This is a genomic window from Parvimonas sp. D9 (assembly GCF_035282565.1).
In the GTDB taxonomy this organism is placed as follows: Bacteria; Bacillota; Clostridia; order Tissierellales; family Peptoniphilaceae; genus Parvimonas; species Parvimonas micra.
Genome location: NZ_JAYKBM010000003.1, coordinates 59,845 through 82,393 on the forward strand (window position 1 = coordinate 59,845; position 22,549 = coordinate 82,393).

Consider the following 22,549-nt stretch of genomic DNA (forward strand, 5'->3'; position numbering starts at 1 on the left):
TCTATACTAATCCCGCAAATCCATAAAATGCTAAAGACATAAGTCCAATGGTAATTAATGTAAGAGGAACTCCTTCAAGATTTTTAGGAACTTCTGTTACTTCCAATTTTTCTCTTATAGAAGCCAAGCAAACAATGGCTAATAAAAAACCAAGAGATGCTCCTAAACCATTAAATATTGTTTCTAACAAATTATATTCTTTTTGTATATTTGTAATTGCAACCCCTAAAACTACACAGTTTGTTGTTATAAGTGGTAAGAAAACTCCCAAAGCATTATAGAGATTTGGACTCATTTTTTTAAGTACCATTTCGACAAATTGTACTAAAGTCGCTATTACAAGTATAAACACGATTGTCTGTAAATATTCAAGTCCTAAAGTATCCAATAATGTCTTTTGGATTATCCAAGTTACAGCACTTGAAATTGTAATTACGAATGTAACCGCCATACCCATACCGAATGCAGTTTCAACTTTATTTGATACACCAATCAATGGACAAATTCCCAAGAATTGTCCCAAAACATAGTTATTTACTAAAATTGATGCAACTAAAATTTTTAATATTGTACCCATTAGTTACCTCCTTCTTTTTTAGCATTAACTTTTCTACTTAACATATTAAATCCTGCTACCAAAAGTCCCAGAATAATAAATGCTCCCGGAGCTTGTGTAATAACACCTATACTTACATAACTTTTTCCAAGAATTGGAAATCCTAACCAAGTTCCATTACCCAAAATCTCACGAACACTTGCTAGTACAATCAATGCACAAGTGAAACCAATTCCTTGTCCAATTCCATCTATCATTGATGAAAAAACTGTATTTTTTGATGCAAATGACTCCGCTCTTGCTAAGATTAAACAGTTTACTACTATAAGTGGTATAAAAAGTCCCAAACTATCATATAATGCAGGTATGTAAGCTGATAAAAACATTTGTACCAATGTTACGAATGTAGCTATAATTACTACATAAGCGGGTATTCTCACTTTATCCGGAATAAATTTTCTAAGGCTCGAAATTACAATGTTTGAACAAGTTACTACAAATATTACTGATGAACCCATACCTATTGCATTTACAACGCTTGTTGTTACAGCTAATACGGAACACATCCCAACAAGTTGAACAAGTACAGGGTTATTTGAAAATATACCATCAAAGAAAATCTTTTTTAATTTCATATTATCCCTCCTACTTCTCAAGTTCTTGTAATGCGTCTATTGCGGCATTTAATCCGTTTAAAACCGCATTGACACTTATTGTTGTTCCTGTTATCGCTTGAATATCATTATCTGCATCCGGATGTAAATTTTTAACTAGATGCTCAGTAACCTTATTTCCAACAACACTTTTTGCATATTCATCAGTTGTTACTCTGCTTCCAAGTCCGGGTGTTTCGCTATGTTTTAAAACTTTGAAACCAACTATAGTTTTATTTTCAATATTTACAGCCATAAGCATTGAAATATCTCCACCATAACCATTTTTTCCTAAAGTCTTAAAAACATAGCCTACAGTTTTATCTGATTTCTTAGCAATCTCTATTTTTTCTATATTTTTTATCTTTGTTTTTATTGTATTAAGTTTTCCTTCTTCAACAGTCTCAAACTTATCTGCATCAGCAAAAACCTCTTTTAAAGCTGCCTCATATTGAGCCTTTTCTCTTGCTTTAATAACCGGAGAAGTAAAACTATTTGCAAATGCAAGAACGAAACCTGCAATTGCAGTAATTAAAAACAATCTGACTGTCAATTTAATAGTTTCTTTCATTACTTTTTAACTCTCCCTTCTCCAAAAACTTTAGGGACACAATATTTTTCCAAAAGTGGTGTTAGTATGTTCATAAATAGAATTGAATAACTTACACCTTCCGGCAAATTTCCGAAATTTCTTATAAGTGCTGTGATGATACCGCAACCAATAGCAAAAAATATTTGAGCCTTTCTATTAACAGGAGCTGATACATAATCAGTAGCCATAAAGAACGCCCCTAATATAAGTCCACCCATTAAAAGTTGAATCGGCAATTTTGCTATAGGAGTTCCTGTAAGAGCTAAAACAACCGCAGTTGTGGATATAAATACAAGTGGAATTCTAAGTTGAATAACTCCTCTATACAATAAATATCCGGCTCCGATTAATAAACATATAGTTGAAACTTCACCGATACAGCCTCCTCTTACACCTATAAATGCTTCAAGAAAATTTACTTGAGTTCCTTTTGATAAAGGTGTAGCAAAAGTTGTAGCATCTAGTGAAGAATAAGTTGAGGAATTTATTAAATTTGAAATTCCTGAGTTAGGCGCAACATAATTTGCCATTGCTGTTGGGAATGACGCCATTAATGCAGCTCTTGCAGCAAGCGCAGGGTTCATAAAGTTCATTCCAAGTCCACCATATAATTGTTTAACAATTATAATGGCAAACATACTTCCAAGTGCAACCATCCAATAAGGAATAGTAACCGGTACATTGAAAGCTAAAAGCATTCCGGTAATTACCGCTGAATAATCTTTTATAGTAATTGGTCTATGTGTCAATTTTTCGTAAATGTATTCTGACCCCACCGCAAAAATTACTGATACCAATGTAACTAATAATGCCCTAAAACCAAAGAAATAAATTCCGGCAAGCAAAGTTGGTATCAAAGCTATAACAACATCTCTCATAACGGTACTTACCGTTGCCTCACTTCTTATATGAGGAGACGATCCTACAAATAACTTCATTTGAGGTTCTTCGTTACGTCCACCCCTTGCAGGTCTTTCTCTTCTTTCTCTTGTAGGTCTTCCTTCTGAAGCATCACTAGTTTCAGTTGATCTCTCTCTTCTCTCTCTTGCAGGACGCTCTGATCTCTCTCTAGGTTCTCTAGGAGCTCTTTCACGTCTTTCTCTAACAGGTCTTTCTGTTTTTACTTCTTCTCCTGATTCTGAATTTTCTACTGTTTCAGAACTTGTTGATACATCATCAGAGACAACTCTTGATTTTCTTTCCCTTACAGGTCTTTCAGTTCTTTCCCTAGGTTCTCTGGAAGCTCTTTCTCTTCTTTCTCTAACAGGTCTTTCTGATTTTGTTTCTTCAGTAGTTGAAGCTGTTTCAACCTTTTCAGTTTCTGCTTCTTTTACTTCTGCAACATTTTCAGATACCTCTTCGTTAGTCTTAACGTCCGTTCCATTTTCTAATTCAGAAGGGACTTCAACTTTTAAATCTTTTTCGTCCATAGTACCCTCCTTATGCTCTCTTTCCTTTACCTTGTTTTCTTACTTCAGCTTTTCCAAGTCTGATAGTTTCAACTAAAGGTCTGTTTGACGGACAAATATATGAGCAGGAACCACATTCAATACAATCCATTAAATGTAATTTTTCCGCCTCTCCAACTCGATTTTTCAAGGTATATAGCTGTAAATACAAAGGCTGTAAGTACACAGGACAAATATCAACACATCTTCCACATCTTATGCAAGGACTTACAGCTTTAGGTGCGCTTTCTTCCTGAGTCATAAAAAGTAGTCCACCCATAGCCTTTCCTGTAGTAACATTAGGAGTATATTGTGTTTCACCCATCATTGGACCGCCGGAAATAATTTTTCCCGGTTCACTTGAATACCCTCCAATAAATTCTACAATATCTGAAACTTTTGATCCTACTCTAACCATAACATTTTGTGGTTCTTTTAGTGCGTGACCCGTCATAGTAACCAACTTTTCATATAGTGGTTTCCCATGTAAGACAGCATCATTAATTGCAATGGCAGTATTAGCATTTACTACTCTTATACCAACTGCAGAAGTAGAAGCTCCTGAAGGTACAACTACTCCTGTTGTAGCTTGAATAAGTCTTTTTTGATCTCCTTGAGGATATTTAGTCTTTACAACACTTACAGTTACCTCAGGATAAGACTTTGACGCTTCTTTCAACTTGTCAATAGCAAGCGGTTTATTATCTTCAATACCTAAAATACCTTTTTTCGCTCCCATTGCCTTCATTGCAAGTAAAAGTCCCATAACAACTTTTTCAGGATATAATTCCATCATAAGTTGATCACTTGTTAAATATGGCTCACATTCAGCGCAGTTTATTATTATGTAGTCTGTAATTTGCCCTTCTCTAGCTGTCAACTTAACATGAGTAGGAAATCCTGCGCCTCCAAGTCCGACAATTCCGGCTTCTTTTATGGCGTCTATTATGTCTGTTGCGCTTACTTCATCAATAGTTAAATTCTTTTCTTCATATCCCAATTCATCCAAACCGTCATTTTCGATAGTTACTCCTTGACACACAACACCTGTCGCAGTCATAATCTCATCAATAGATTTAACTTTCCCACTAACACTTGAATGTACATTTGCAGAAATAAAAGCTGATGCTTCGCCAATTTTCTGTCCAACTTTTACTAAATCATTTTTGCTAACCAAACAAGTAGCGGGTGCCCCTGAGTGTTGTGATAGAGGTATGGTTACTATCTTTGGTACAAAACCAAAATTAATAGGTTTCGAATTAGTCAACTCTTTAAAGTCATGGATATGCTTTCCACCTTTAAAAGTGTTCACACTCACCTCATTCACCTCTTTTTAATATCACAATTTTTAAAATCTCTGTATAAACAAAATTAATAACATAAAAAAATTGCGAGTACAGAAAAATATTTTTTTAAAAACTTGTATTCACAATTATTTTACAACATTTTTACTCCAATGTCAATTTAAAATCGGACAGTAAAATGATTAAAATTTATAAAATGTTTTTAATTTCAATATAGATATTCTTTATTGATTATTTTGTTTAACAATAAATATCCGTTAGTTTTTAAATAAAAATTCATTCTATCAATGCTTTGTATCAATTAAATACCTTTTAATTATTGTTTTTTGACCACAAAAAACTCCGCTAGTATAACTAACGGAGTTGGTGCAGAAAAAGGGATTCGAACCCTCACAAGCTTTGCTCACTACCCCCTCAAGATAGCGTGTCTACCAGTTCCACCATTTCTGCATAATTCGGACTTAAAAAGCCCGTTATTAACTTAATCTATTTGGAAATACTTTACATTCCATTTTTTTTGCGGATGGACAAGCAGCACATCCACCTAAAGCTGTTTCTCTCAATGTTTCAGGTAGGGCGTTTCCAACTTCATACATAGCTTGAACAACCTCGTCAAAAGGCACTATACATTCAACTCCCGCAAGCGCAATATCACTTGCTACCAATGCGTTAATTGTTCCTGAACCATTTCTAAGTGCACAAGGAAATTCTACAAGTCCTGCAACCGGATCACAAACCAGACCTAATACCATAAGCATTGCAAAAGATGCAGCTATCAAAGATTGTTCGGGAGTTCCGCCATGCAATTCTACAATTGCTGCTGCACTCATTGCAGTTGCCGCTCCGCATTCTGCTTGGCAACCGCCCTCTGCTCCGGAAATTGTCGCATTTGTAGCAATAATTCTCCCAATTGTTCCGGAAACTAAAAGCGCCATCAGCATTTCATCATCAGTAAAATTATATTTATCTTGAATCCAAGAAAGACTACCCGGTAAAATTCCTGCACCTCCTGCAGTCGGTGCAGCTACGATTTTTCCCATACCCGCATTTAATTCTGAAGTTGAAAAACCTCTAGCAATCGCAGTCACCATTGACTCTCCCAAAATACTTTTCCCACTTTGTGCATATCTTAAAATTTTCTTTGCATTTCCACCTGTTATTTTAAATGGATTGATTTTATCATTAGTTATAACATCCGATGCAGATGCTTTCATTACTTCATAAGTTTCCCTAAGCATCTTTAAGAGTTCTTCTTTTGTTATATCCATTTCTTCCAGTTGATGTTCTAATGCAATTTCACTAATTTTTTTATTTTTTTCTTTACATAATCGTAATAATTGTGCTCCTGAAGAAATCATATAACCTCCTATAACGGTTTTAAAATCATGCATTCCAACATGTCTGGCAATTTACTTATTCTATAAATAGCCATTTCGTCAATTCCACCGTCAATTTCCATAATTGCAGACGCAACGCCATCTTCTCTGTTCATAACTAAACTGCCTATATTTATCTTATTTTCAGCTAAAATTGTGCTTACCTGTGCAATCATTCCATATCTGTCATTGTATTTAAGGATTATTGTATTATACACCCCTCCAAATTTAACGTCAACCCCATTAATATTTGTAATTTCAATGGCACCACCACCAATTGAAGAACCAATAACGTAAAAACTCTCTCCATTTGGATCAATAAATTCAGTCTTAACAGTATTCGGATGAGCAAATAACAAATCCATAGGAACAAAAGAAAATTCTATTCCTCTACTTTTTGCAATATCTAAAGACTCTCTTATTCTATCATCGTCCGTATCAAATCCTAATATTCCACCAACTAAAGCCTTATCAGTTCCATGACCCTGATATGTATTTTTAAAACTTCCATGTAAATGAAAAATTACTTTCTTTATGTCTCTCGCATAAATAATTTTTGAAATTCGTCCAAGCCTACAGGCTCCGGCAGTATGAGAACTTGAAGGCCCAATCATTATAGGACCTATAACGTCAAAAAGTCCATAGTTTTTCATTATTTTTTCACTACTCCTTCAAAATTATTAAACAAATCTCCCTGTCTAAAATTATTTTTCTCCATTTTTTCTAAAATTTCATCTCTAATTTTCCACCAACTCGTATTCCAATTACAAAACAAACTATTTTCTTCAGGAACACGGCCAAGCAGTCTTTGTAAAATTATTTTTTCGTCAAGATTTCTTAAAAAAGAAATAACTAAGTCAATAAATTTTGCCCTACTTATTAATTCTATTTCACCTTTTGAATACATTTCTCCTAAAACTGTATTTTTTACAATATATAGGGAATGTAATTTAACCTCTTCAACTTTGAGAGCAGATAAAATCTTTGCAGACTCCACCATATCCAGCTCATCATCCCAGGGTAACCCAACAATAATATGAGTACAAACTCTAAAGCCGAATTTGTGAATTAAATTAACAGCATTTATAAATTCAGCTAAAGTATGACCTCTGTTTAGTTTTATTAAAGTTCTATAATTTACAGTCTGTAGCCCAAGTTCAAAGTCTATTTCTAAATTTCTATTCTTTTGAAAATCCTTTAAGAATAACAATTGCTCTTCTAAAATACAGTCTGGCCTTGTTGACAGAGAAATCCCAATTATGTCTTCATCAACAATGCTATCTTCAATCATCTTTTTAAAATCTTCCATTCCAAGATATGTATTAGTAAAATTTTGAAAATAGACAATAAATTTTTTTGCATTATACTTTTTTGAAATATAAGCCTTATTTTTCAAAACTTGTTCTCTTACGGACATAGAAATATGACAATTTTCAAAAGAACCACCTTCTTCTCCACAAAAAATACAACCGCCTGTTGCAATATTACCATCCCTGTTAGGACAGCTCAAATTGAGTTTGACAGGTAGTTTATAAACTTTTTCTCCATAAATATCTTTAAGATATTTTGAATATGTTCTATAAAAATCTTCCTCTAACATTGTAATTCCTTCAACGATTCTAAAACTTTTATAGCGTGGTCTTTAACCTTTACATTCCTAAATTCTTTTAAAATATTTCCCTTATCATCCAAAATAAAAGTGGATCTTACAGTTCCCATATACTCTTTTCCATACATTTTCTTTAATTTCCAAACGTCAAAATACTTCTGAATTGAAATATCTTCATCAGAAACCAACTCGACAGTTAAATTGTGTTTTTCAATAAACTTCTTATGACTGGCAAGAGAATCTTTACTAATACCGATAATAACGGCATCTAACTTTTCAAATTCATCCTTAAGTTCGCTAAATTGAATAGCTTCCAAAGTGCAACCTGAAGTATTATCCTTTGGATAAAAATATAATACTATCTTTTTTCCTTTAAACTTATCTAAAGAAAATTCTCCATCTATTCCATTAAACTTTAAATTACAAGCCATTTTTTTCTCCTAAAACATCTTTAAATAATTTTTTCAACTCGAAATATACTCCATCTTCATTATTTGTAAATTCGGTAATATTGTTGGTCAAAGACTTTAATTCATCAATTCCATTTTTCATCGCAAAACCAATTCCCGAATTTTTAATCATAGATTTATCATTAAACTCATCACCAAAAGATACAACGTCTGAAAGTTCAATATTCTTGCTCTTAAGATAATTAGTTATAGCAACCCATTTATCCGCTTTTTCAGATTGAAATTCCAAAACTTTTTTCCCATTTGGAACAAAATACCTATTTTTAACCAAATTATGTTCATCCTTGAATAATCCGTAGAACTCATCAATCTTTTCCTTTTGATCTAAAAATGCTATACATAAAACAGTTTCTAAAGAATTCATATCAACTTGACTAAAATATCTAATACTATCTGTGGCAATCTTTTTGTCTGCAATATTTTCTTCAAAATGACTTTTTGGAGGTTGCCCGTCTTTTATAGCGAGATGATAGCCGTCGACAAAAGAATCCACATAAACATAAGGATTCATTCCACAATCTAAGGCTTTATTATAAACTCCCAAGAATTTGGAATTATTTATATATTCAACATTGACCAACTTACTGGATTCCTTAAATCTACTCATAGCTCCATTATTTGCACATACCATAATATCTCTCTTTAAAGGTTGTAAAAAGCCTGATGCCATATAAAAATGTCTACCTGTAGCGATTACAACCTCTATACCATTTCCAATTAAATTGTCCAATAATCTAAAACTCCGTGGTGATATTTTTTTGTCATCATCTAACAAAGTTCCATCTAAATCTAAACAAACCGCTTTTAACATAAATACCTCTTTCAAAAAAATAAAGTGCCGATAACGGCACTTCATAGACTAATCCTATTCGTCGTCTTCCTCAACCAAAGCATCAAATGCATCAGAAACTTTTTCGAATTCTTCGTCGTCTTCAATTTCTTCAACTTCAAATTCTCCGTCTTCTTTTTCTATATATTTGCAAAGTAAGATACTTCCATCTTCTTGACTTTGAAGTGCTATATATTCTTTTTCTTCAACTTCAAAAACTCCTATAACTTCAAAAGTCTCTTCTTTTCCATCTTCGTTTTCAAAAACTAATAATTCAGCTTCCATTTCTTCTTCGCAACCACAGCCACAGCCACAACCTTTATTTTCTTCCATTGTGTATGTCCTCCTTAAAATTTTAAAAATTCTAACTTTCTAAATCGATAAAGATACTTCTCATAAAATTATGAAACACATATCTACAATAATGATACCACATTTTTCAAAAAAAACATAGCTTTTTAAAATATTTTTTAAAAAATATTTTATTCACAATTTTTTTATTGCGAAGCAACAAGGTTCTCGGGCACCCACCCGATGCAAAGCATCGTGGAAGGGTGAGGTTCTTATTGATAATGTTAAAATAAACAAATTTTTCCCAATTTCCTACAAAAAATTGAAAGTTATCCCACATTTTTATAAAAGTTATCCACAAAACAAAACCCAAAATATCCACTTATCCACAAGTTATTCAACTTATCCACAATTTTACAAAAATTCTTTACTTTTTTTGTTATCATTTGGTAGCCTATAATATCAATTCTAGGTGATAAATTCTTTCTCTATAAAAAATGTCAAATAAATGAACATTTTACAAACTCTCAATACACTATATATTATGTCATTCATTAAATTTCTCATTCTATAATAAAAAAATTAAGGAGCACTTTTTTAATTGTACTCCTCAACTTTAGTTACTAAATTCTTCTATACTTGTTTAGCTATTATATCCTTAACTTTCATAAGTCTTGTAATAGTAGCCCTTTCATTTTCATCCAATTTCATTCTGATGAATTTAATTGTTTCTTCCAAATCAGGAATTGTTCTATACTCAAGAGCATTTACCCTTCTACGAGTCTTTTCAATTTCATCTGCCATTAACTGACAAGCTTTTTCAACTTCTGCAAGTTCTAATAGCTTATCCATTACTGAATGTAATTCTAAAATTGCATCGTCAAGTTCAGAGGATGTTTGAGCATATCCATAAGGAAATATTGCTCCACTTGATTCTGTTCTGTCAAATTTCATTTTAGGAATATTTACACTCATTACATTTTTTGTTTCAATGGCAACGGATACCTGTTCTTTTGGAAACGCCACAGCTTCTTCCAAAAATTCAGGACTCATAACAGCACTCGCTAAAAGAAAAGATTTAAATGAGTTTGAGAGTTCTTCTTCAACTTCAAGACGAAGTTTTTTGTTTTTTCTAATCATTTCAATAAATCTTCTCATAAGTTCATCTTGTTTATCTTTAAGAAGTTTATGACCTCTTTTAGCAGTTACAAGTCTTCCTTTGAGATTAGAAAGAGCCATACGTGTAGGATTTACATTTAGCTTTGCCATCTATATCTCCCCTTTATTCTGTCTTTCCTAAATATTTATCAATATATTCCTCTCTAATTCTCTTAAGTTCTGTTCTTGGAACTATACTTAATAATTCCCAACCTAAGTTTAAAGTTTCTTCTATCGTTCTGTTAGTATCATATCCTTGGTCAACATATTTCTTATCAAAAGCGTCTGCGAATTTTGCAAAAGCTTTATCTGCTTCTGACAATGCTGATTCACCCAAGATTACTGCCAATTCACGAGCCTCTCTACCTGATGCATAACCAGCATAGATTTGGTTCATTGTATCTGCATGATCTTCTCTTGTCTTTCCTTTACCGATACCTTTATCCTTAAGTCTTGATAATGAAGGAATTACAAAAATTGGAGGTTGAATACCTTGTTTATATAATTCCCTTGAAAGAATAATTTGTCCTTCTGTTATATATCCTGTAAGGTCAGGTATTGGATGGGTGATGTCATCTTCCGGCATTGTTAAAATAGGAATTTGTGTAATGGATCCCGGTCTACCTTTAAGTCTTCCGGCTCTTTCATAAATTGTTGAAAGGTCAGTATATAGATATCCCGGATAGCCACGACGTCCCGGAACTTCTTTTCTTGCTGCAGAAACTTCACGAAGTGCTTCTGCATAATTTGTAAGGTCAGTTAAGATTACCAAAACATGCATTCCCTTTTCAAATGCTAAATATTCAGCACAGGTAAGAGCCATACGAGGTGTTGCAATTCTTTCGATTGCAGGGTCATTTGCTAAATTCATAAATAATACTGCTCTGTCTATGGCCCCTGTCTTTGTAAAATCATCAATAAAGAATTGTGCTTCTTCAAAAGTAATTCCCATTGCTCCAAATACTACGGCAAATTTTTCTCCACTACCAAGTACTTTTGCTTGTCTGGCAATTTGCGCAGCTACATTGTTATGTGGAAGCCCTGAACCTGAGAATATAGGTAATTTTTGTCCTCTAACTAATGTATTAAGTCCATCTATTGTAGAAATACCTGTTTGAATAAATTCTGAAGGATAATCTCTTGATACAGGATTGATTGGAGAACCGTTAATATCTATCTTCATTTCAGGAATAATCTTTGGTCCCTTATCGATAGGATTACCAAGGCCGTCGAAAATTCTTCCTATCATATCTTCAGAAACTCCAAGTTCAAGAGGATGACCTAAAAATCTACAAGATGTATCTCTTAAGTTAATTCCTGCTGAACCTTCAAACAATTGAACCATTGCCTTATCGCCATCAATTTCAAGAACTTTCCCTCTTCTCTTTTCTCCGTTTTGAACTCTAACTTCAACTAATTCTTCGTATTTAACACCTTCAACACCTTCAACAACCATCAAAGGTCCTACTACTTCTTTTACTGTCTTATACTCTTTAAGCATTAGAGTTACCTCCTTCGCTTATTAATTTTTCTATATCGGCTTTAACTGTTTCGAATAATTCATCAAACTTTTCCAATTCATTTTCGGAAATGTTTTTACTTCTTGATATTCCTTCACGAGATTCAATCTTTAAAATTTCATCAAGATATACTCCTGCATCTAAAGCTTTTTTTGCTTCATCATAGAAACCTAAAATAAGATTTAACATTTTGAATTGTTTTGGAAGAGAACAATAAGTATCAACTTCGTGGAAAGCATTTTGTTGTAAGAAATCTTCTCTTAAAGACTTAGCAACTTCTAGCTTTAATTGATCCGCTTCTGAAAGTGAATCTCTACCTACAAGACGAACAACTTCTTGCAAATTTGATTCTTCTTGTAAAAGTGCCATTGATTGTATTCTATGTGCAGAGAATTTTCTATCAATACTTTCATCCATAAACTTATCCATCTTATCTTGATATAATGAATAAGAATTCAACCAGTTAATAGCAGGGAAATGTCTTCTATAAGATAATGCGTAGTCAAGTCCCCAGAATACTTTTACAATTCTAAGAGTAGCTTGTGAAACCGGTTCAGAAATATCTCCACCCGGAGGAGAAACCGCTCCAATTACTGTTAAAGCACCTTCTCTATCTTCACCTAGACATTTTACATAACCAGCTCTTTCATAGAAGTCTGCAACTCTGGATGCAAGATATGCTGGATATCCTTCATCACCGGGCATTTCTTCAAGACGACCGGACATTTCACGAAGTGCTTCTGCCCAACGAGAAGTTGAGTCAGCCATAAGTGCAACTGAATATCCCATGTCTCTAAAGTATTCTCCGATAGTAATACCTGTATAGATTGAAGCTTCACGAGCAGCAACCGGCATATTTGAAGTATTAGCTATAAGAACTGTTCTTTTCATAAGTGATTGACCAGTCTTAGGGTCTAAAATTTCAGGGAATTCCATAAGAACGTCTGTCATTTCGTTTCCACGTTCTCCACAACCTACATAAACTACTATTTCTGCATCTGCCCATTTAGCAAGTTGGTGTTGAACTACTGTTTTTCCTGAACCGAAAGGTCCCGGAATTGCTGCAGCTCCCCCTTTTGCAACTGGGAAAAATGTATCAATGATTCTTTGACCTGTTACAAGTGGTCTAATTGGGTCCAATTTTCTTGAATATGGACGACCACGACGTACCGGCCATTTTTGAATCATATTTAATTCTTTAATTCCATCATCAGTTTCTATTTTACAAATTATTTCATCAACTGTATGATAACCAGGTAAAATTTCAACAATTTTACCACTTACAGCTGGAGGAACCATAATCTTATGTGAAACAACTGTTGTTTCTTGAACTGTTCCGATTATATTTCCCTCTGAAACTTCATCACCAACATTTACTGTTGGAACAAAATCCCATCTTTTTTCTCTATCTAAAGGTGATACACTTACTCCTCTTAAAAGGAAATCTCCTGCTTTCGCTTGTAAAGCTTCAAGAGGTCTTTGTATACCGTCAAACATTTGTTCTAACATTCCAGGTCCAAGTTCAATAGAAAGTGGACTACCTGTTGAATAAACATCATCTCCAGGTCCAATACCTGTAGTTTCTTCATAAACTTGAATTGAGGCTCTATCACCTCTCATTTCTATAATTTCTCCAATGAGCTTATTATCAGAAACTTCAACAACATCATATACGTTCGCATCTTCCATTCCTTCTGCAACTACAAGAGGTCCGGAAACTTTAATAACTTTACCGACTTTCAATATAAGCCCTCGCTTTCTATAATATATTTGATCCAACAGCTTTTTCAACATTCTTGTTGATATTTTCTAAGCCTATATTCAAACTACCTCTGTTGCTAGGTATTAAAATTACTGCTGGAATAACTTCATTGTTATATCTTTGAATAGTTTCGGGAATATCTTTTGCCAATTGCTCAGTAATATAAATAATCCCATATCCTTCTTTTGCTAGTTTGTCAATAATTCTTCTGGCATCATTACCTTCAATTGCAGTGAAAACATGAACTCCAAGAGCTCTAAAGGCAAGAACAGAATCCTTATCGCCAATTACAGCTATTTTATACATAAACTTCACGCAACCTTTCCTTTATAAATTCAGGAGATAAACCATTGACTTTTCCTACTAAAATAAGTCTTAAATTTTTAATTTCCAATTCTTTAGCAAAAAGAAAACTAAAAATAACTTCAGCTCCATAGTGGATTGATTTAGTTTTTCTTACTATTTCAATTAAATAGTCATCCATATTTTTTTCAAAACTATTAAGAGAACTAGTATTCCTATATTCATCTACAATTTTTGATAGAACTCTACCAATCTTATAAGCTTTAAACCTAATAGGTAAAACTTCTATATCATCGTAGAACATTCCTAAAATCTTTTCAGTTTCGATATCTCCACCTTTTATTAAAACTTTTTCTAAAGTTTCTTTTACTTGATTTTGTTTTCTACATCTTATAAAAGTTCTTAGATTAATAAAATCAATCATTGCTCTAAAATATTCAGAAATCATATCAAGTTTAAATTCTTCAGCCAAACCCAAAACTTTTTCAAAGTACTTTTTATCTATAAAAATGTCAATATCTTGAGGGTCTTTTGTTTTATCATAAAATTCTAAACATTCCTTAAAATCTTTTGACAATCCCTCATCATTTTTCAAGGCTAATTCTCTAAATGTTTCAATACCACTTTCATCTAACATACAATACATTGAGTCAAATTTTTCTTTTAAAATATGCTCTTTTACCAAAACTTTTAAATTGTGATAATCATATTTGCAAGAAAGTATCTCAACTAAAGATTTATCAGGAGAAATTTCCGTAACATCTCTGTATGTTTTATTTAAAACATCGGATAAAACTTCTTCATAGTTTTCAGGTCTATCCAGCTTAGAAATTTCACTTGAATAAGAAGTTTCATTAAGTAACTTAATAGCATCTTCAAGACTTTTTGTATCAGCCAGCCTTTGAAGTTGTTGTTTAGTAAGGAGTTTTTTCTCAGCATAACGAATTCTAACACTTGATTGGATAAAATCTTCTCTATCCATAACACACCTCCTATTAACTAAATAATCTAATTGATACTTCTCGTTCCAAGTCTTCCTTTATTAAATCAATTAAACTTGAAAATTCATTGTTTAAAATTATTTTTCCATTCTTTAATGAAAATCCACTTTCAACAGTTTCTTTTGCAACTTTAATTCCAAATAGCTTTTCTCCTGCAAGTTTTTTTTCACTTTCAGTAAGAATAATTTCACTATCTTCCTTAACATCCAAAGTCTTTAATGAATTTTCAACAAATTTCAAATAATCTTCATGATTTAATGTTTTTAATTTTTCTTTAGTTAATTCAAAAACTTTATTTATCATTTCTTGTTTTGCAACCAAAATCATATCTCTTGCTGTTAAACTTGAGTTTGAAATTATTCTATCTTTTGATTGTGCGCCCTCTACTCTTGCTTTTTCAATAATCTTATCAGCATTTTTTTGAGCTTCACTTTCTGTTTTCCCAACAAGATTCGCAACTTCACTTTTAGCATCTTCTACTATTTTTTCAGATTCATTTTTAGCATCTTGAAGGATTTCATCTATAATATTGTCCAAATTAGACATTCAACCACATCCTTTTTATTTTATTTAATGCTTTTTATTTGAATGCAACGCTTGAAAGTAATAAGAATGACATTGCAAATGCTAAGATTGCGTAAGTTTCAACCATTACTGAAAGAATAATACCTTTAGTTTGATGTTCTTCATTTTTAGCTAAGATATTAATACCTGCAACAGCAACTTTTGCTTGATAATAAGCTGATTTCAAACCTACAATACCAACAGGTAGTGAAACCATAACATAGTACAAACCTTCAATTAGACTCATATCTACTCTTAATTTAAACATGATGAAAAGACCTATTACAAATCCGTAAAGTCCTTGTGTACCCGGCAATAATTGCAATACCATTGCCTTACCAAATTTTTCAGGTTCATCAATAACTAATCCAGCAGCAGCTTCCCCTGCCATTTGAACACCTCTTGCAGAACCAAGTCCCGCTAGTAATACAGCAAGTGCCGCTCCTAATATACCAAATACAACTCCGCCATTTTGTGCTAATACAGCCATAAATTCTTTCATTACAAAATCTCCTTTTCGTTTGTTTTTTATTTTTTTATTTTAGAATTATTTTACTTCTATATATTTGTTATCACTTCTAAATTTCTTAAATGCTTTTCCTCCACCTTCGTAAAATTTACTGAAAAATTCTACATACATAAGTCTTGAAGTATGAACATAAGCTGATAGAAAACTTAAGAATATATTAAATGCTTGAGCAAATACAAAAACTATCACTCCAAAAATTATTCCTACAATTCCTCCACTTACAAGCATTTTTACAATTATGTTGATTGCAACTGCAATAAAACCACCTGCAAGTCCAAGAGCCATAAGTCTAAGATATGAAACAAAATCTCCTATATAAGATGTTATTCCATAAAGTGAATACAATCCACCAGCAATTCTTCCGGCAATACTTTTTGAATCTCTGGCTCCAAATGCAATAATCCCTAACATACCAACTATCATTCCATAAAAAGCTATTGTATTTACTATCTTAGGCATTGTTATTGCTTTACCAATAATAACCAAAATAACAGATGTCAAAGTCAAGTACCAAAGAAATACATCGTAGAATGCATCCATAGGTTTTCCGTTTTTAATTAGAACATAAGCTTTCATTCCCAAGCCGAAAGCTAAATGTACTCCTCCAAATGCTAAAGACAATATCAAAACCGTCATAAAATCTTTTGACGAATCCAATATTTGAGTTGGTAAAGTAATCAAATCTCCAAAAGCCGAACCGTATATCAATCCCCATATCATAGTTGAAAAACTAAGTGCGAAGAAAAATTTTAAGAATTTTTTTGTCGAATAATTAAACTTAAACATCTTTAAAGCTATCCCCGAACCTATGCATAAAATTAATCCATAAGCAAAATCTGCAACCATCATTCCGAAGAATATCCAATAAAATATTGATAATATAAACGTTGGATCAACCTCATCATATTTTGGTAGAGCATACATATTTGTAACTGATTCAAAAAGTGATGCTATCTTATTGTTTTTCAGGATGATTGGAACGTTAGGGTCATCCTTTTTTGCATCTTCAATTTCCAAATATATCTTTAATGCTGAAACTTTTTCAAGTAAAGCTTTGAAATTTGCCTCTTTATCAGCAGGTATATAGCCTTGAATAATATCCAGCTTCTCTGTAGCTTTAAAATTAGAAACAACTGTATTTCTAAGAGCTAAATTTTGATAATATTCATAAACACTTTGCATCTTTTGAATATTAACAGTAAATTTTTTAATTTCTTCAGTCAACTTAGAATTATCATCTTCTAATATTTTCTTTTCAGCTTCCAACTTTTCGATTTCTTCAGAAACCACACCTTTAAATTCAAGATTAACTTCAGAAAAACCATTTAATCTTAAATTTTCAAGAGCCATTTCTTTTTCCAACTCATTAGTGAAGATAATACAATATGAATTTTTTCCAACTATATCTACTTCTTCAAAATATGTAAATTTTAAATCTACAGTAGATGTCTTAAATTTTTCAAGATTCTTAGTCGGTAAATATCCCATAATGAATTTTGATTTTTTAAATGAATTTAAGTCGTCAATAGGTTCTTTAATAGATTTCCATGGTGATAATTCTTTGATTGTATTATCTATAGCTGTTAATCTTTGATTATTCGAATCTACCTTTTTACTTATTTCACTCAAAATATTAAAATCCGGAATGTAATCATAAGAACTAGCTTCTTTTTCAAGTTCACTAAATGTATAAACAACGGGACCCTTTTTCAAAGCGGATAAACCTTTTTCCTTTTCGATAAATCTCCCTACATAATCAATCATCCATTTAATTCTTGTGGATTCTTCAATATAATTATTATCTAGAGTAGATACTTCCACATCTTTAAGATAATCAAATTGTTCAATAGAGTCGGATTTTGAAAAGTTTACATAACCAAATCTTTGAAGTTCTTCTAACAATCGCTTTCTTTCGGCTTCAAAAGCAAATAAAGTGAATTTCTTCATCTTAACTATTGCCATTTACACTCACAATCCTCTCTACTATTGAATTAACCACAGATTCTAACTTTTTATCGTCAACAGACTTAATGTGCTCAACTTCCCTTTTAGCTTTTTCAATAACAGGTTTTGCTAACATTTCACCCTCATTGATTAATCCTAATTTGATTTCATCAGCTTTTTTATTTGCTTCGTTTATAACTTTATCAGAAATTGCACCACATTCCTTTCCTGAAGTTTTTTTCAAATTCGTAGCTTCTAGTTTAGCTGCATCAACTAAAGATTTTGCTTCCAGTTCTGCTTCTTTAACTCTGTTTATAGCATCAGTAGTCATTTCATCACCTCCTAATTTTAAATAGAATTTTAAATAAAATTTTAGAAATAATATTTTCATAATAAATTCGCAAAATTTATGAAATTTAAAACCTATTTTATTTGTTACGTTAAAATAAAGTTAGAAGATTCTCAAAAACAAAAAACCCTCCTACTCTTTAATCGTAAGATTATTATAGACTTTTTTTTTTAGTTTTTCAACTAATTTTTTACAAAGAGTTTATAATAAATTATTTTTCTTTTACCCAAGAACCTACCGAGTTAAATATATTATAAAAATAAATTAAAGTCAATGATAAATCTAAAAGAAATATGTTAAATAAATATTCAAATTTCAATAAAAAACAACTTTTACGGCAATATTTCACTTTATATCCTTTATATTAAAATTTTTTATGTTACAAGATATATTATTTATTTTTTAAATCTGCTTAACATATGAGAAATAACTAATAATGGATGATGAAATAAAATTCTAGGTCCTGAAAATTTCATAATTTGTTTTATTTTTTCTTTCATTTTAGGACTATAACAAGGTTTTTTACAATTTGAACAAAAAGTTTTTGTATCCATGTATTTACAATTATCTATTCTATTTAAAGAATAATTTAAAACATCCCTACATTCATCACATAATTTATCATTTTTGTGATTTTTCTTACAATACAATTTCACCATTTCAGTTATTACTTTTTTCTCTCTATCTCTTTTCTTTTCAATACTTTTTTTCATATCTTTATTCTTTAAATTCTATAATTTGTCTTTCAATATCTACTTTTGCATTTACTCCAAAAGGAATAATACATCTTGGAGTGCTATGCCCAATATTGATATTATATACAATGGACAAATTTTTATTTCTTATTTCATCAAGAATAATTTGTTTATACTCATTATAATATTCTTCGTTTTGTGGCTTTCCTATAATCAAACCTGAAATAACATCAAATATTCCATATTCTTGAAGTTTAAGAATCATCTTTCTAAATAGCTCAGGTTTAGGTCTTTCTTCACTTGTTTCAAGAAGCAAGATTTTATTTTTCCACTCATTTAAACTTGGAAATAAATTATATTTTTGACAAAGATATACTGTATCTTCATATCTTGAATTATCAAAAATATCAAATATCGTTTCAAGACATCCTCCCAATATTTGACCTTCAAATTTTGCATTCCCTCTTAATAATTCAAATCCTCTATTTTGATGTTCTTTCATAGAAATTCCTATAGCTTTTTCACTAAAGTCTTCTCTCTCATTATACCAAACATCGCTTGGATATATTTCTTTAATTTTTCCGGTATTAATCAATTCTTCAAAGAAACGCTTTGAATATGGTAGCATTTCATTTGACAATTCACAAACATCGGGTAAAAATGCCTGTCCATAAAATGTTTTTATCCCTACTTTGTTAAGCATAAAATGATTCATTGTAGTATCGGAAAAACCTAAAAATATTTTCTGCTTTACTGCCATTTTTAATTCATTATTTTCAAACAAATAAGGCAATAATCTATAAGTATCATCTCCACCTATCGCACATAATATCATATCTATTGAATCATCTTTAAAAGCTTTTATTAAATCTTTCGCCCTTGCTTCCGGGCTATTTTTTATAAATTCAATTCCCTTTTTAGAGTTAGGTAAAAATTCAACTTCAATTCCATATTCTTTTAGCCTTTCAATTCCAATTTTAACTTCATGTAAAACAAAATCTTCTCCTAATACCCCACTGGATAAACTTACTATTCCTATTTTTCTTACTCTCATATATTCCTCCATAGAAAAAATCAGCTAAAGAACCGACCAAATGGTCGGTTATAAAGCCGATTATTTTAAATTTATTCTATTTACACTTTTTTCAATTAAGTTTACGATATAATATCCCTTTGTATCTCCCTGTCTTGGCATAGTAGTACTACCTGGGTTTAAAACTGTTATTCCATCAACTTTTTCTCTTAAATGAACATGAGTATGCCCAAAAAGAGCATAATCTGCCCCTAATTCTTTAGCTTTCTCAACTATTTTATCAATTCCATTGTTAACATTATAATTGTGTCCATGCGTCAGAAAGAATTTTTTTCTTCTAATCTCTAAAACTAAATCTTCCGGAGTGTCTTTGGAATTTTCATCACAATTTCCAGCAACCACATAAACTTCCATACCTGTTATCTGTTCTATTTTTCTTGCATCTTCTACATTATCTCCAAGATGAAGAACAACATCCACCTTATTTCTTTGCAAACTGTATGCAACAGGAAGTACAATTCCATGAGTATCACTAACAACCGCTACTATCATATCTATCACCTAAAATATTTTTTAAATCTTCTAATGCTCTTTTTCTATGACTAAATTTATTTTTTTCCTCTGAACTGATTTCAGCCAAAGTCTTTTCCATATTTTCAGGAATAAAAATCTTGTCATATCCAAAGCCATTTTCTCCTCTTTCGACTTCCGAAATAGTTCCTTTTAAAATTCCCTTTGCTATAAATTCTTTTCCATTTTCATCAACAAAGACAATTACAGTTTTAAAATATGCACTTCTATCGGACTTCCCTTCAAGATTTTTTAAAAGTTTCTCTCTATTTGCTTCACTATTCCCATGTTCTCCTGCATATCTTGCAGATAGCACTCCAGGTTCTCCATTTAAAGCATTTACAAAAAGTCCTGTATCATCAGCTAAAACAGCAAAAGAACAATATTCTCTTAGCTTTTCAGCTTTTAGCTTTGAATTTTCCTCAAGTGTATCATAGATTTCTTCAAATTCTTCAGTTACACCCAATTCGCTTTTAGTTACTATTTCAAAATCATATTTACTTAAAATTGCAAGCATTTCTTTGACTTTATTTTTGTTATCCGTAGATAGTGCTACCTTTTTCATTAAACTAACCTTTCTAAAATCAATTCATTGAATTTTTGTGGATTTCCTTTACCTTTTGAAGCCTTCATACATTGTCCCATCAAAAATCCTAATGCTCTGTCTTTTCCATTTTTATAGTCCTCTATTGAAGATGGATTATTTTTTAGAACTTCTTCAACTATTTCAATCAATGCACTGTCATCTGAAATTTGAATTAATCCTCTTTCTTCAACAACTTTTAGTGGATCAAAGTCTCCTTTTTCAAATAATTCTCTAAGAAGTTTTTTTCCGACATTTGCATTTATCTTATTTTCTTTAACTAATTTTAAAAGAGTTGCAAAAGATTCAATATTTAAAGGAATTTCTTCAAATTCAATTTCCAAATCTTTAATTCTTCTTAAAACATCAGAAAGCAACCAGTTTGAAACAAGAGTTGCATCATCAACTTTTTTAACTACTCTTTCAAAATATTCAGATAAATATTTATTTTGAGTTAATACATTCGCATCATATTCTGAAAGTTTGTATTCATTTAAAAATCTATTTTTCTTATTCTTTGGAAGCTCCGGCATTTTTTCATTAATGGCTTCAACAAAGTCTTTTTCAAGTTTGATATATGGAATATCAGGCTCAACACTAAATCTATAATCATTTCCCTCTTCTTTATGACGCATAATTATAGTTTCAAGTTTTGACTCATCCCAACGTCTTGTCTCTTTTTCTCCGACAATTTTGTTTTTAACATTTTCTATATGTCTTTTTTGTTCATATTCCATAGCACGAAGTGCAGCCTTAAATGAATTTAGATTTTTAATTTCAGTAATTTTTGTCTTAAATCCACTTTCTTCATCAACTACATTTAAGTTTACATCACAACGAAGTGAGCCTTCTTCCATTTTAACATCTGAAATTCCAAGATATTTTATAGTTTCTTTTAAGTTTGTCAAAAAGGCAATAGCCTCTTCAGGACTGTTCATGTCAGGCTCAGATACAATTTCAATTAATGGAACTCCCGCTCTGTTATAGTCCATTAGAGTATGTCCATTTTCATTATGAATTGACTTTCCTGTATCTTCTTCAATATGAATTCTTTGTAGTCTAAGTTTCTTCACTCCATTTTCAGTTTCAATTTCTATATATCCATTTTTACAAATAGGAGTTCTCTCTTGAGTTATTTGATAGCCCTTAACCAAGTCTGGATAAAAATATTTTTTTCTATCCATTTTCATATCCATAGAAATTTCACAATTAAAAGCATTCCCTGCCATTATTGCATATTCAATCGCTCTTTTATTTATTCTTGGAAGAGTTCCCGGATGACCTAAACAAATAGGACAAACATTAGTATTTGGAGGACAACCATATTCATTTTTACAACCACAGAACATTTTTGTATCAGTTTGTAACTCAACGTGAATTTCAAGTCCTATTATTGTTTTTAAACTCATA

25 protein-coding genes and 1 tRNA gene are annotated in these 22,549 nt (G+C 31.5%); all 26 read right to left on the reverse strand.

Going from position 1 to position 22,549, the window contains the following annotated elements; all coding sequences use genetic code 11:
• Position 1: 1 nt before the first annotated feature.
• Positions 2 to 577 carry an electron transport complex subunit RsxA gene (rsxA, locus tag VJI94_RS03935; RefSeq protein WP_004832819.1) on the reverse strand — a complete coding sequence of 192 codons (576 nt, stop codon included), beginning with the start codon at positions 575 to 577 and terminating at the stop codon, positions 2 to 4.
• On the reverse strand, positions 577 to 1,191 hold the full coding sequence (rsxE, locus tag VJI94_RS03940) for an electron transport complex subunit RsxE (RefSeq protein WP_004832818.1): 615 nt from the start codon (positions 1,189 to 1,191) through the stop codon (positions 577 to 579). Before rsxE ends, rsxA begins: the two co-directional genes overlap by 1 nt.
• Before the next feature lie 10 nt (positions 1,192 to 1,201).
• Complete coding sequence (locus VJI94_RS03945) at positions 1,202 to 1,780, reverse strand: RnfABCDGE type electron transport complex subunit G (protein ID WP_004832817.1); 579 nt, start codon at positions 1,778 to 1,780, stop codon at positions 1,202 to 1,204.
• Positions 1,780 to 3,231, reverse strand: a complete 1,452-nt coding sequence (locus VJI94_RS03950) for an RnfABCDGE type electron transport complex subunit D (RefSeq protein WP_324008419.1) — start codon at positions 3,229 to 3,231, stop codon at positions 1,780 to 1,782. The genes VJI94_RS03945 and VJI94_RS03950 overlap by 1 nt, the downstream gene beginning before the upstream one ends.
• 10 nt (positions 3,232 to 3,241) lie before the next feature.
• On the reverse strand, positions 3,242 to 4,567 hold the full coding sequence (gene rsxC, locus VJI94_RS03955; RefSeq protein ID WP_324008420.1) for an electron transport complex subunit RsxC: 1,326 nt from the start codon (positions 4,565 to 4,567) through the stop codon (positions 3,242 to 3,244).
• Between the two features lie 350 nt (positions 4,568 to 4,917).
• A tRNA-Leu gene (locus VJI94_RS03960) sits at positions 4,918 to 5,003 on the reverse strand.
• 26 nt (positions 5,004 to 5,029) lie between these two features.
• Complete coding sequence (gene sdaAA, locus VJI94_RS03965) at positions 5,030 to 5,911, reverse strand: L-serine ammonia-lyase, iron-sulfur-dependent, subunit alpha (RefSeq protein ID WP_278553700.1); 882 nt, start codon at positions 5,909 to 5,911, stop codon at positions 5,030 to 5,032.
• An 8-nt stretch (positions 5,912 to 5,919) separates the two neighbouring features.
• Positions 5,920 to 6,582 (reverse strand): L-serine ammonia-lyase, iron-sulfur-dependent subunit beta, encoded by a 663-nt coding sequence (gene sdaAB / locus VJI94_RS03970; RefSeq protein WP_041954570.1) that lies wholly within the window; start codon positions 6,580 to 6,582, stop codon positions 5,920 to 5,922.
• Positions 6,582 to 7,529 (reverse strand): TIGR01212 family radical SAM protein, encoded by a 948-nt coding sequence (locus VJI94_RS03975; RefSeq protein WP_324008421.1) that lies wholly within the window; start codon positions 7,527 to 7,529, stop codon positions 6,582 to 6,584. Before VJI94_RS03975 ends, sdaAB begins: the two co-directional genes overlap by 1 nt.
• Complete coding sequence (locus VJI94_RS03980; RefSeq protein WP_324004107.1) at positions 7,523 to 7,969, reverse strand: peroxiredoxin; 447 nt, start codon at positions 7,967 to 7,969, stop codon at positions 7,523 to 7,525. Before VJI94_RS03980 ends, VJI94_RS03975 begins: the two co-directional genes overlap by 7 nt.
• Complete coding sequence (locus VJI94_RS03985; protein ID WP_269755347.1) at positions 7,959 to 8,819, reverse strand: Cof-type HAD-IIB family hydrolase; 861 nt, start codon at positions 8,817 to 8,819, stop codon at positions 7,959 to 7,961. Before VJI94_RS03985 ends, VJI94_RS03980 begins: the two co-directional genes overlap by 11 nt.
• Positions 8,820 to 8,873: 54 nt before the next feature.
• Positions 8,874 to 9,170, reverse strand: coding sequence for a DUF1292 domain-containing protein (locus tag VJI94_RS03990; RefSeq protein ID WP_029950025.1), 297 nt, complete (start codon positions 9,168 to 9,170; stop codon positions 8,874 to 8,876).
• A gap of 591 nt (positions 9,171 to 9,761) precedes the next feature.
• Complete coding sequence (locus VJI94_RS03995; RefSeq protein ID WP_324008422.1) at positions 9,762 to 10,397, reverse strand: V-type ATP synthase subunit D; 636 nt, start codon at positions 10,395 to 10,397, stop codon at positions 9,762 to 9,764.
• 13 nt (positions 10,398 to 10,410) lie between these two features.
• Complete coding sequence (locus tag VJI94_RS04000) at positions 10,411 to 11,787, reverse strand: V-type ATP synthase subunit B (RefSeq protein ID WP_041954576.1); 1,377 nt, start codon at positions 11,785 to 11,787, stop codon at positions 10,411 to 10,413.
• The gene (locus VJI94_RS04005) at positions 11,780 to 13,549 is read right to left on the reverse strand and encodes a V-type ATP synthase subunit A (protein ID WP_029950019.1); all 1,770 of its coding nucleotides are present in this window, start codon (positions 13,547 to 13,549) and stop codon (positions 11,780 to 11,782) included. The genes VJI94_RS04000 and VJI94_RS04005 overlap by 8 nt, the downstream gene beginning before the upstream one ends.
• 16 nt (positions 13,550 to 13,565) lie before the next feature.
• The gene (locus VJI94_RS04010) at positions 13,566 to 13,874 is read right to left on the reverse strand and encodes a V-type ATP synthase subunit F (RefSeq protein ID WP_004832801.1); all 309 of its coding nucleotides are present in this window, start codon (positions 13,872 to 13,874) and stop codon (positions 13,566 to 13,568) included.
• Positions 13,867 to 14,853 carry a V-type ATP synthase subunit C gene (locus tag VJI94_RS04015; RefSeq protein WP_324004102.1) on the reverse strand — a complete coding sequence of 329 codons (987 nt, stop codon included), beginning with the start codon at positions 14,851 to 14,853 and terminating at the stop codon, positions 13,867 to 13,869. The genes VJI94_RS04010 and VJI94_RS04015 overlap by 8 nt, the downstream gene beginning before the upstream one ends.
• 13 nt (positions 14,854 to 14,866) lie before the next feature.
• On the reverse strand, positions 14,867 to 15,418 hold the full coding sequence (locus VJI94_RS04020; protein WP_004832799.1) for a V-type ATP synthase subunit E: 552 nt from the start codon (positions 15,416 to 15,418) through the stop codon (positions 14,867 to 14,869).
• A gap of 34 nt (positions 15,419 to 15,452) precedes the next feature.
• Entirely contained in the window at positions 15,453 to 15,938 is a 486-nt protein-coding gene (locus VJI94_RS04025) for a V-type ATP synthase subunit K (protein WP_004832798.1), read from the reverse strand.
• Between the two features lie 45 nt (positions 15,939 to 15,983).
• The gene (locus VJI94_RS04030; RefSeq protein ID WP_324008423.1) at positions 15,984 to 17,927 is read right to left on the reverse strand and encodes a V-type ATP synthase subunit I; all 1,944 of its coding nucleotides are present in this window, start codon (positions 17,925 to 17,927) and stop codon (positions 15,984 to 15,986) included.
• Positions 17,914 to 18,240: a hypothetical protein gene (locus VJI94_RS04035; RefSeq protein WP_324008424.1), complete on the reverse strand. Its 327-nt coding sequence runs from the start codon at positions 18,238 to 18,240 to the stop codon at positions 17,914 to 17,916. The genes VJI94_RS04030 and VJI94_RS04035 overlap by 14 nt, the downstream gene beginning before the upstream one ends.
• 413 nt (positions 18,241 to 18,653) lie before the next feature.
• Positions 18,654 to 18,971 (reverse strand): nitrous oxide-stimulated promoter family protein, encoded by a 318-nt coding sequence (locus VJI94_RS04040; protein ID WP_324008426.1) that lies wholly within the window; start codon positions 18,969 to 18,971, stop codon positions 18,654 to 18,656.
• Between the two features lie 4 nt (positions 18,972 to 18,975).
• Positions 18,976 to 20,007 (reverse strand): S66 peptidase family protein, encoded by a 1,032-nt coding sequence (locus tag VJI94_RS04045; RefSeq protein ID WP_324008427.1) that lies wholly within the window; start codon positions 20,005 to 20,007, stop codon positions 18,976 to 18,978.
• A gap of 60 nt (positions 20,008 to 20,067) precedes the next feature.
• Positions 20,068 to 20,538 (reverse strand): YfcE family phosphodiesterase, encoded by a 471-nt coding sequence (locus VJI94_RS04050; protein WP_009354639.1) that lies wholly within the window; start codon positions 20,536 to 20,538, stop codon positions 20,068 to 20,070.
• Positions 20,519 to 21,121: an RdgB/HAM1 family non-canonical purine NTP pyrophosphatase gene (gene rdgB / locus VJI94_RS04055; protein ID WP_041954585.1), complete on the reverse strand. Its 603-nt coding sequence runs from the start codon at positions 21,119 to 21,121 to the stop codon at positions 20,519 to 20,521. Before rdgB ends, VJI94_RS04050 begins: the two co-directional genes overlap by 20 nt.
• Complete coding sequence (gatB, locus tag VJI94_RS04060) at positions 21,121 to 22,548, reverse strand: Asp-tRNA(Asn)/Glu-tRNA(Gln) amidotransferase subunit GatB (RefSeq protein WP_324008429.1); 1,428 nt, start codon at positions 22,546 to 22,548, stop codon at positions 21,121 to 21,123. Before gatB ends, rdgB begins: the two co-directional genes overlap by 1 nt.
• Between the last annotated feature and the right edge of the window lies 1 nt (position 22,549).

Bases quoted from the DNA above. Each gene is read 5' to 3' on its own strand.
- rsxA (WP_004832819.1), bottom strand. From the start codon at position 577: ATGGGTACAATATTAAAAATTTTAGTTGCATCAATTTTAGTAAATAAC.
- rsxE (WP_004832818.1), bottom strand. From the start codon at position 1,191: ATGAAATTAAAAAAGATTTTCTTTGATGGTATATTTTCAAATAACCCT.
- VJI94_RS03945 (WP_004832817.1), bottom strand. From the start codon at position 1,780: ATGAAAGAAACTATTAAATTGACAGTCAGATTGTTTTTAATTACTGCA.
- VJI94_RS03950 (WP_324008419.1), bottom strand. From the start codon at position 3,231: ATGGACGAAAAAGATTTAAAAGTTGAAGTCCCTTCTGAATTAGAAAAT.
- sdaAA (WP_278553700.1), bottom strand. From the start codon at position 5,911: ATGATTTCTTCAGGAGCACAATTATTACGATTATGTAAAGAAAAAAAT.
- sdaAB (WP_041954570.1), bottom strand. From the start codon at position 6,582: ATGAAAAACTATGGACTTTTTGACGTTATAGGTCCTATAATGATTGGG.
- VJI94_RS03975 (WP_324008421.1), bottom strand. From the start codon at position 7,529: ATGTTAGAGGAAGATTTTTATAGAACATATTCAAAATATCTTAAAGAT.
- VJI94_RS03980 (WP_324004107.1), bottom strand. From the start codon at position 7,969: ATGGCTTGTAATTTAAAGTTTAATGGAATAGATGGAGAATTTTCTTTA.
- VJI94_RS03985 (WP_269755347.1), bottom strand. From the start codon at position 8,819: ATGTTAAAAGCGGTTTGTTTAGATTTAGATGGAACTTTGTTAGATGAT.
- VJI94_RS03990 (WP_029950025.1), bottom strand. From the start codon at position 9,170: ATGGAAGAAAATAAAGGTTGTGGCTGTGGCTGTGGTTGCGAAGAAGAA.
- VJI94_RS03995 (WP_324008422.1), bottom strand. From the start codon at position 10,397: ATGGCAAAGCTAAATGTAAATCCTACACGTATGGCTCTTTCTAATCTC.
- VJI94_RS04000 (WP_041954576.1), bottom strand. From the start codon at position 11,787: ATGCTTAAAGAGTATAAGACAGTAAAAGAAGTAGTAGGACCTTTGATG.
- VJI94_RS04010 (WP_004832801.1), bottom strand. From the start codon at position 13,874: ATGTATAAAATAGCTGTAATTGGCGATAAGGATTCTGTTCTTGCCTTT.
- VJI94_RS04015 (WP_324004102.1), bottom strand. From the start codon at position 14,853: ATGGATAGAGAAGATTTTATCCAATCAAGTGTTAGAATTCGTTATGCT.
- VJI94_RS04020 (WP_004832799.1), bottom strand. From the start codon at position 15,418: ATGTCTAATTTGGACAATATTATAGATGAAATCCTTCAAGATGCTAAA.
- VJI94_RS04025 (WP_004832798.1), bottom strand. From the start codon at position 15,938: ATGAAAGAATTTATGGCTGTATTAGCACAAAATGGCGGAGTTGTATTT.
- VJI94_RS04030 (WP_324008423.1), bottom strand. From the start codon at position 17,927: ATGGCAATAGTTAAGATGAAGAAATTCACTTTATTTGCTTTTGAAGCC.
- VJI94_RS04035 (WP_324008424.1), bottom strand. From the start codon at position 18,240: ATGACTACTGATGCTATAAACAGAGTTAAAGAAGCAGAACTGGAAGCA.
- VJI94_RS04040 (WP_324008426.1), bottom strand. From the start codon at position 18,971: ATGAAAAAAAGTATTGAAAAGAAAAGAGATAGAGAGAAAAAAGTAATA.
- VJI94_RS04045 (WP_324008427.1), bottom strand. From the start codon at position 20,007: ATGAGAGTAAGAAAAATAGGAATAGTAAGTTTATCCAGTGGGGTATTA.
- VJI94_RS04050 (WP_009354639.1), bottom strand. From the start codon at position 20,538: ATGATAGTAGCGGTTGTTAGTGATACTCATGGAATTGTACTTCCTGTT.
- rdgB (WP_041954585.1), bottom strand. From the start codon at position 21,121: ATGAAAAAGGTAGCACTATCTACGGATAACAAAAATAAAGTCAAAGAA.
- gatB (WP_324008429.1), bottom strand. From the start codon at position 22,548: ATGAGTTTAAAAACAATAATAGGACTTGAAATTCACGTTGAGTTACAA.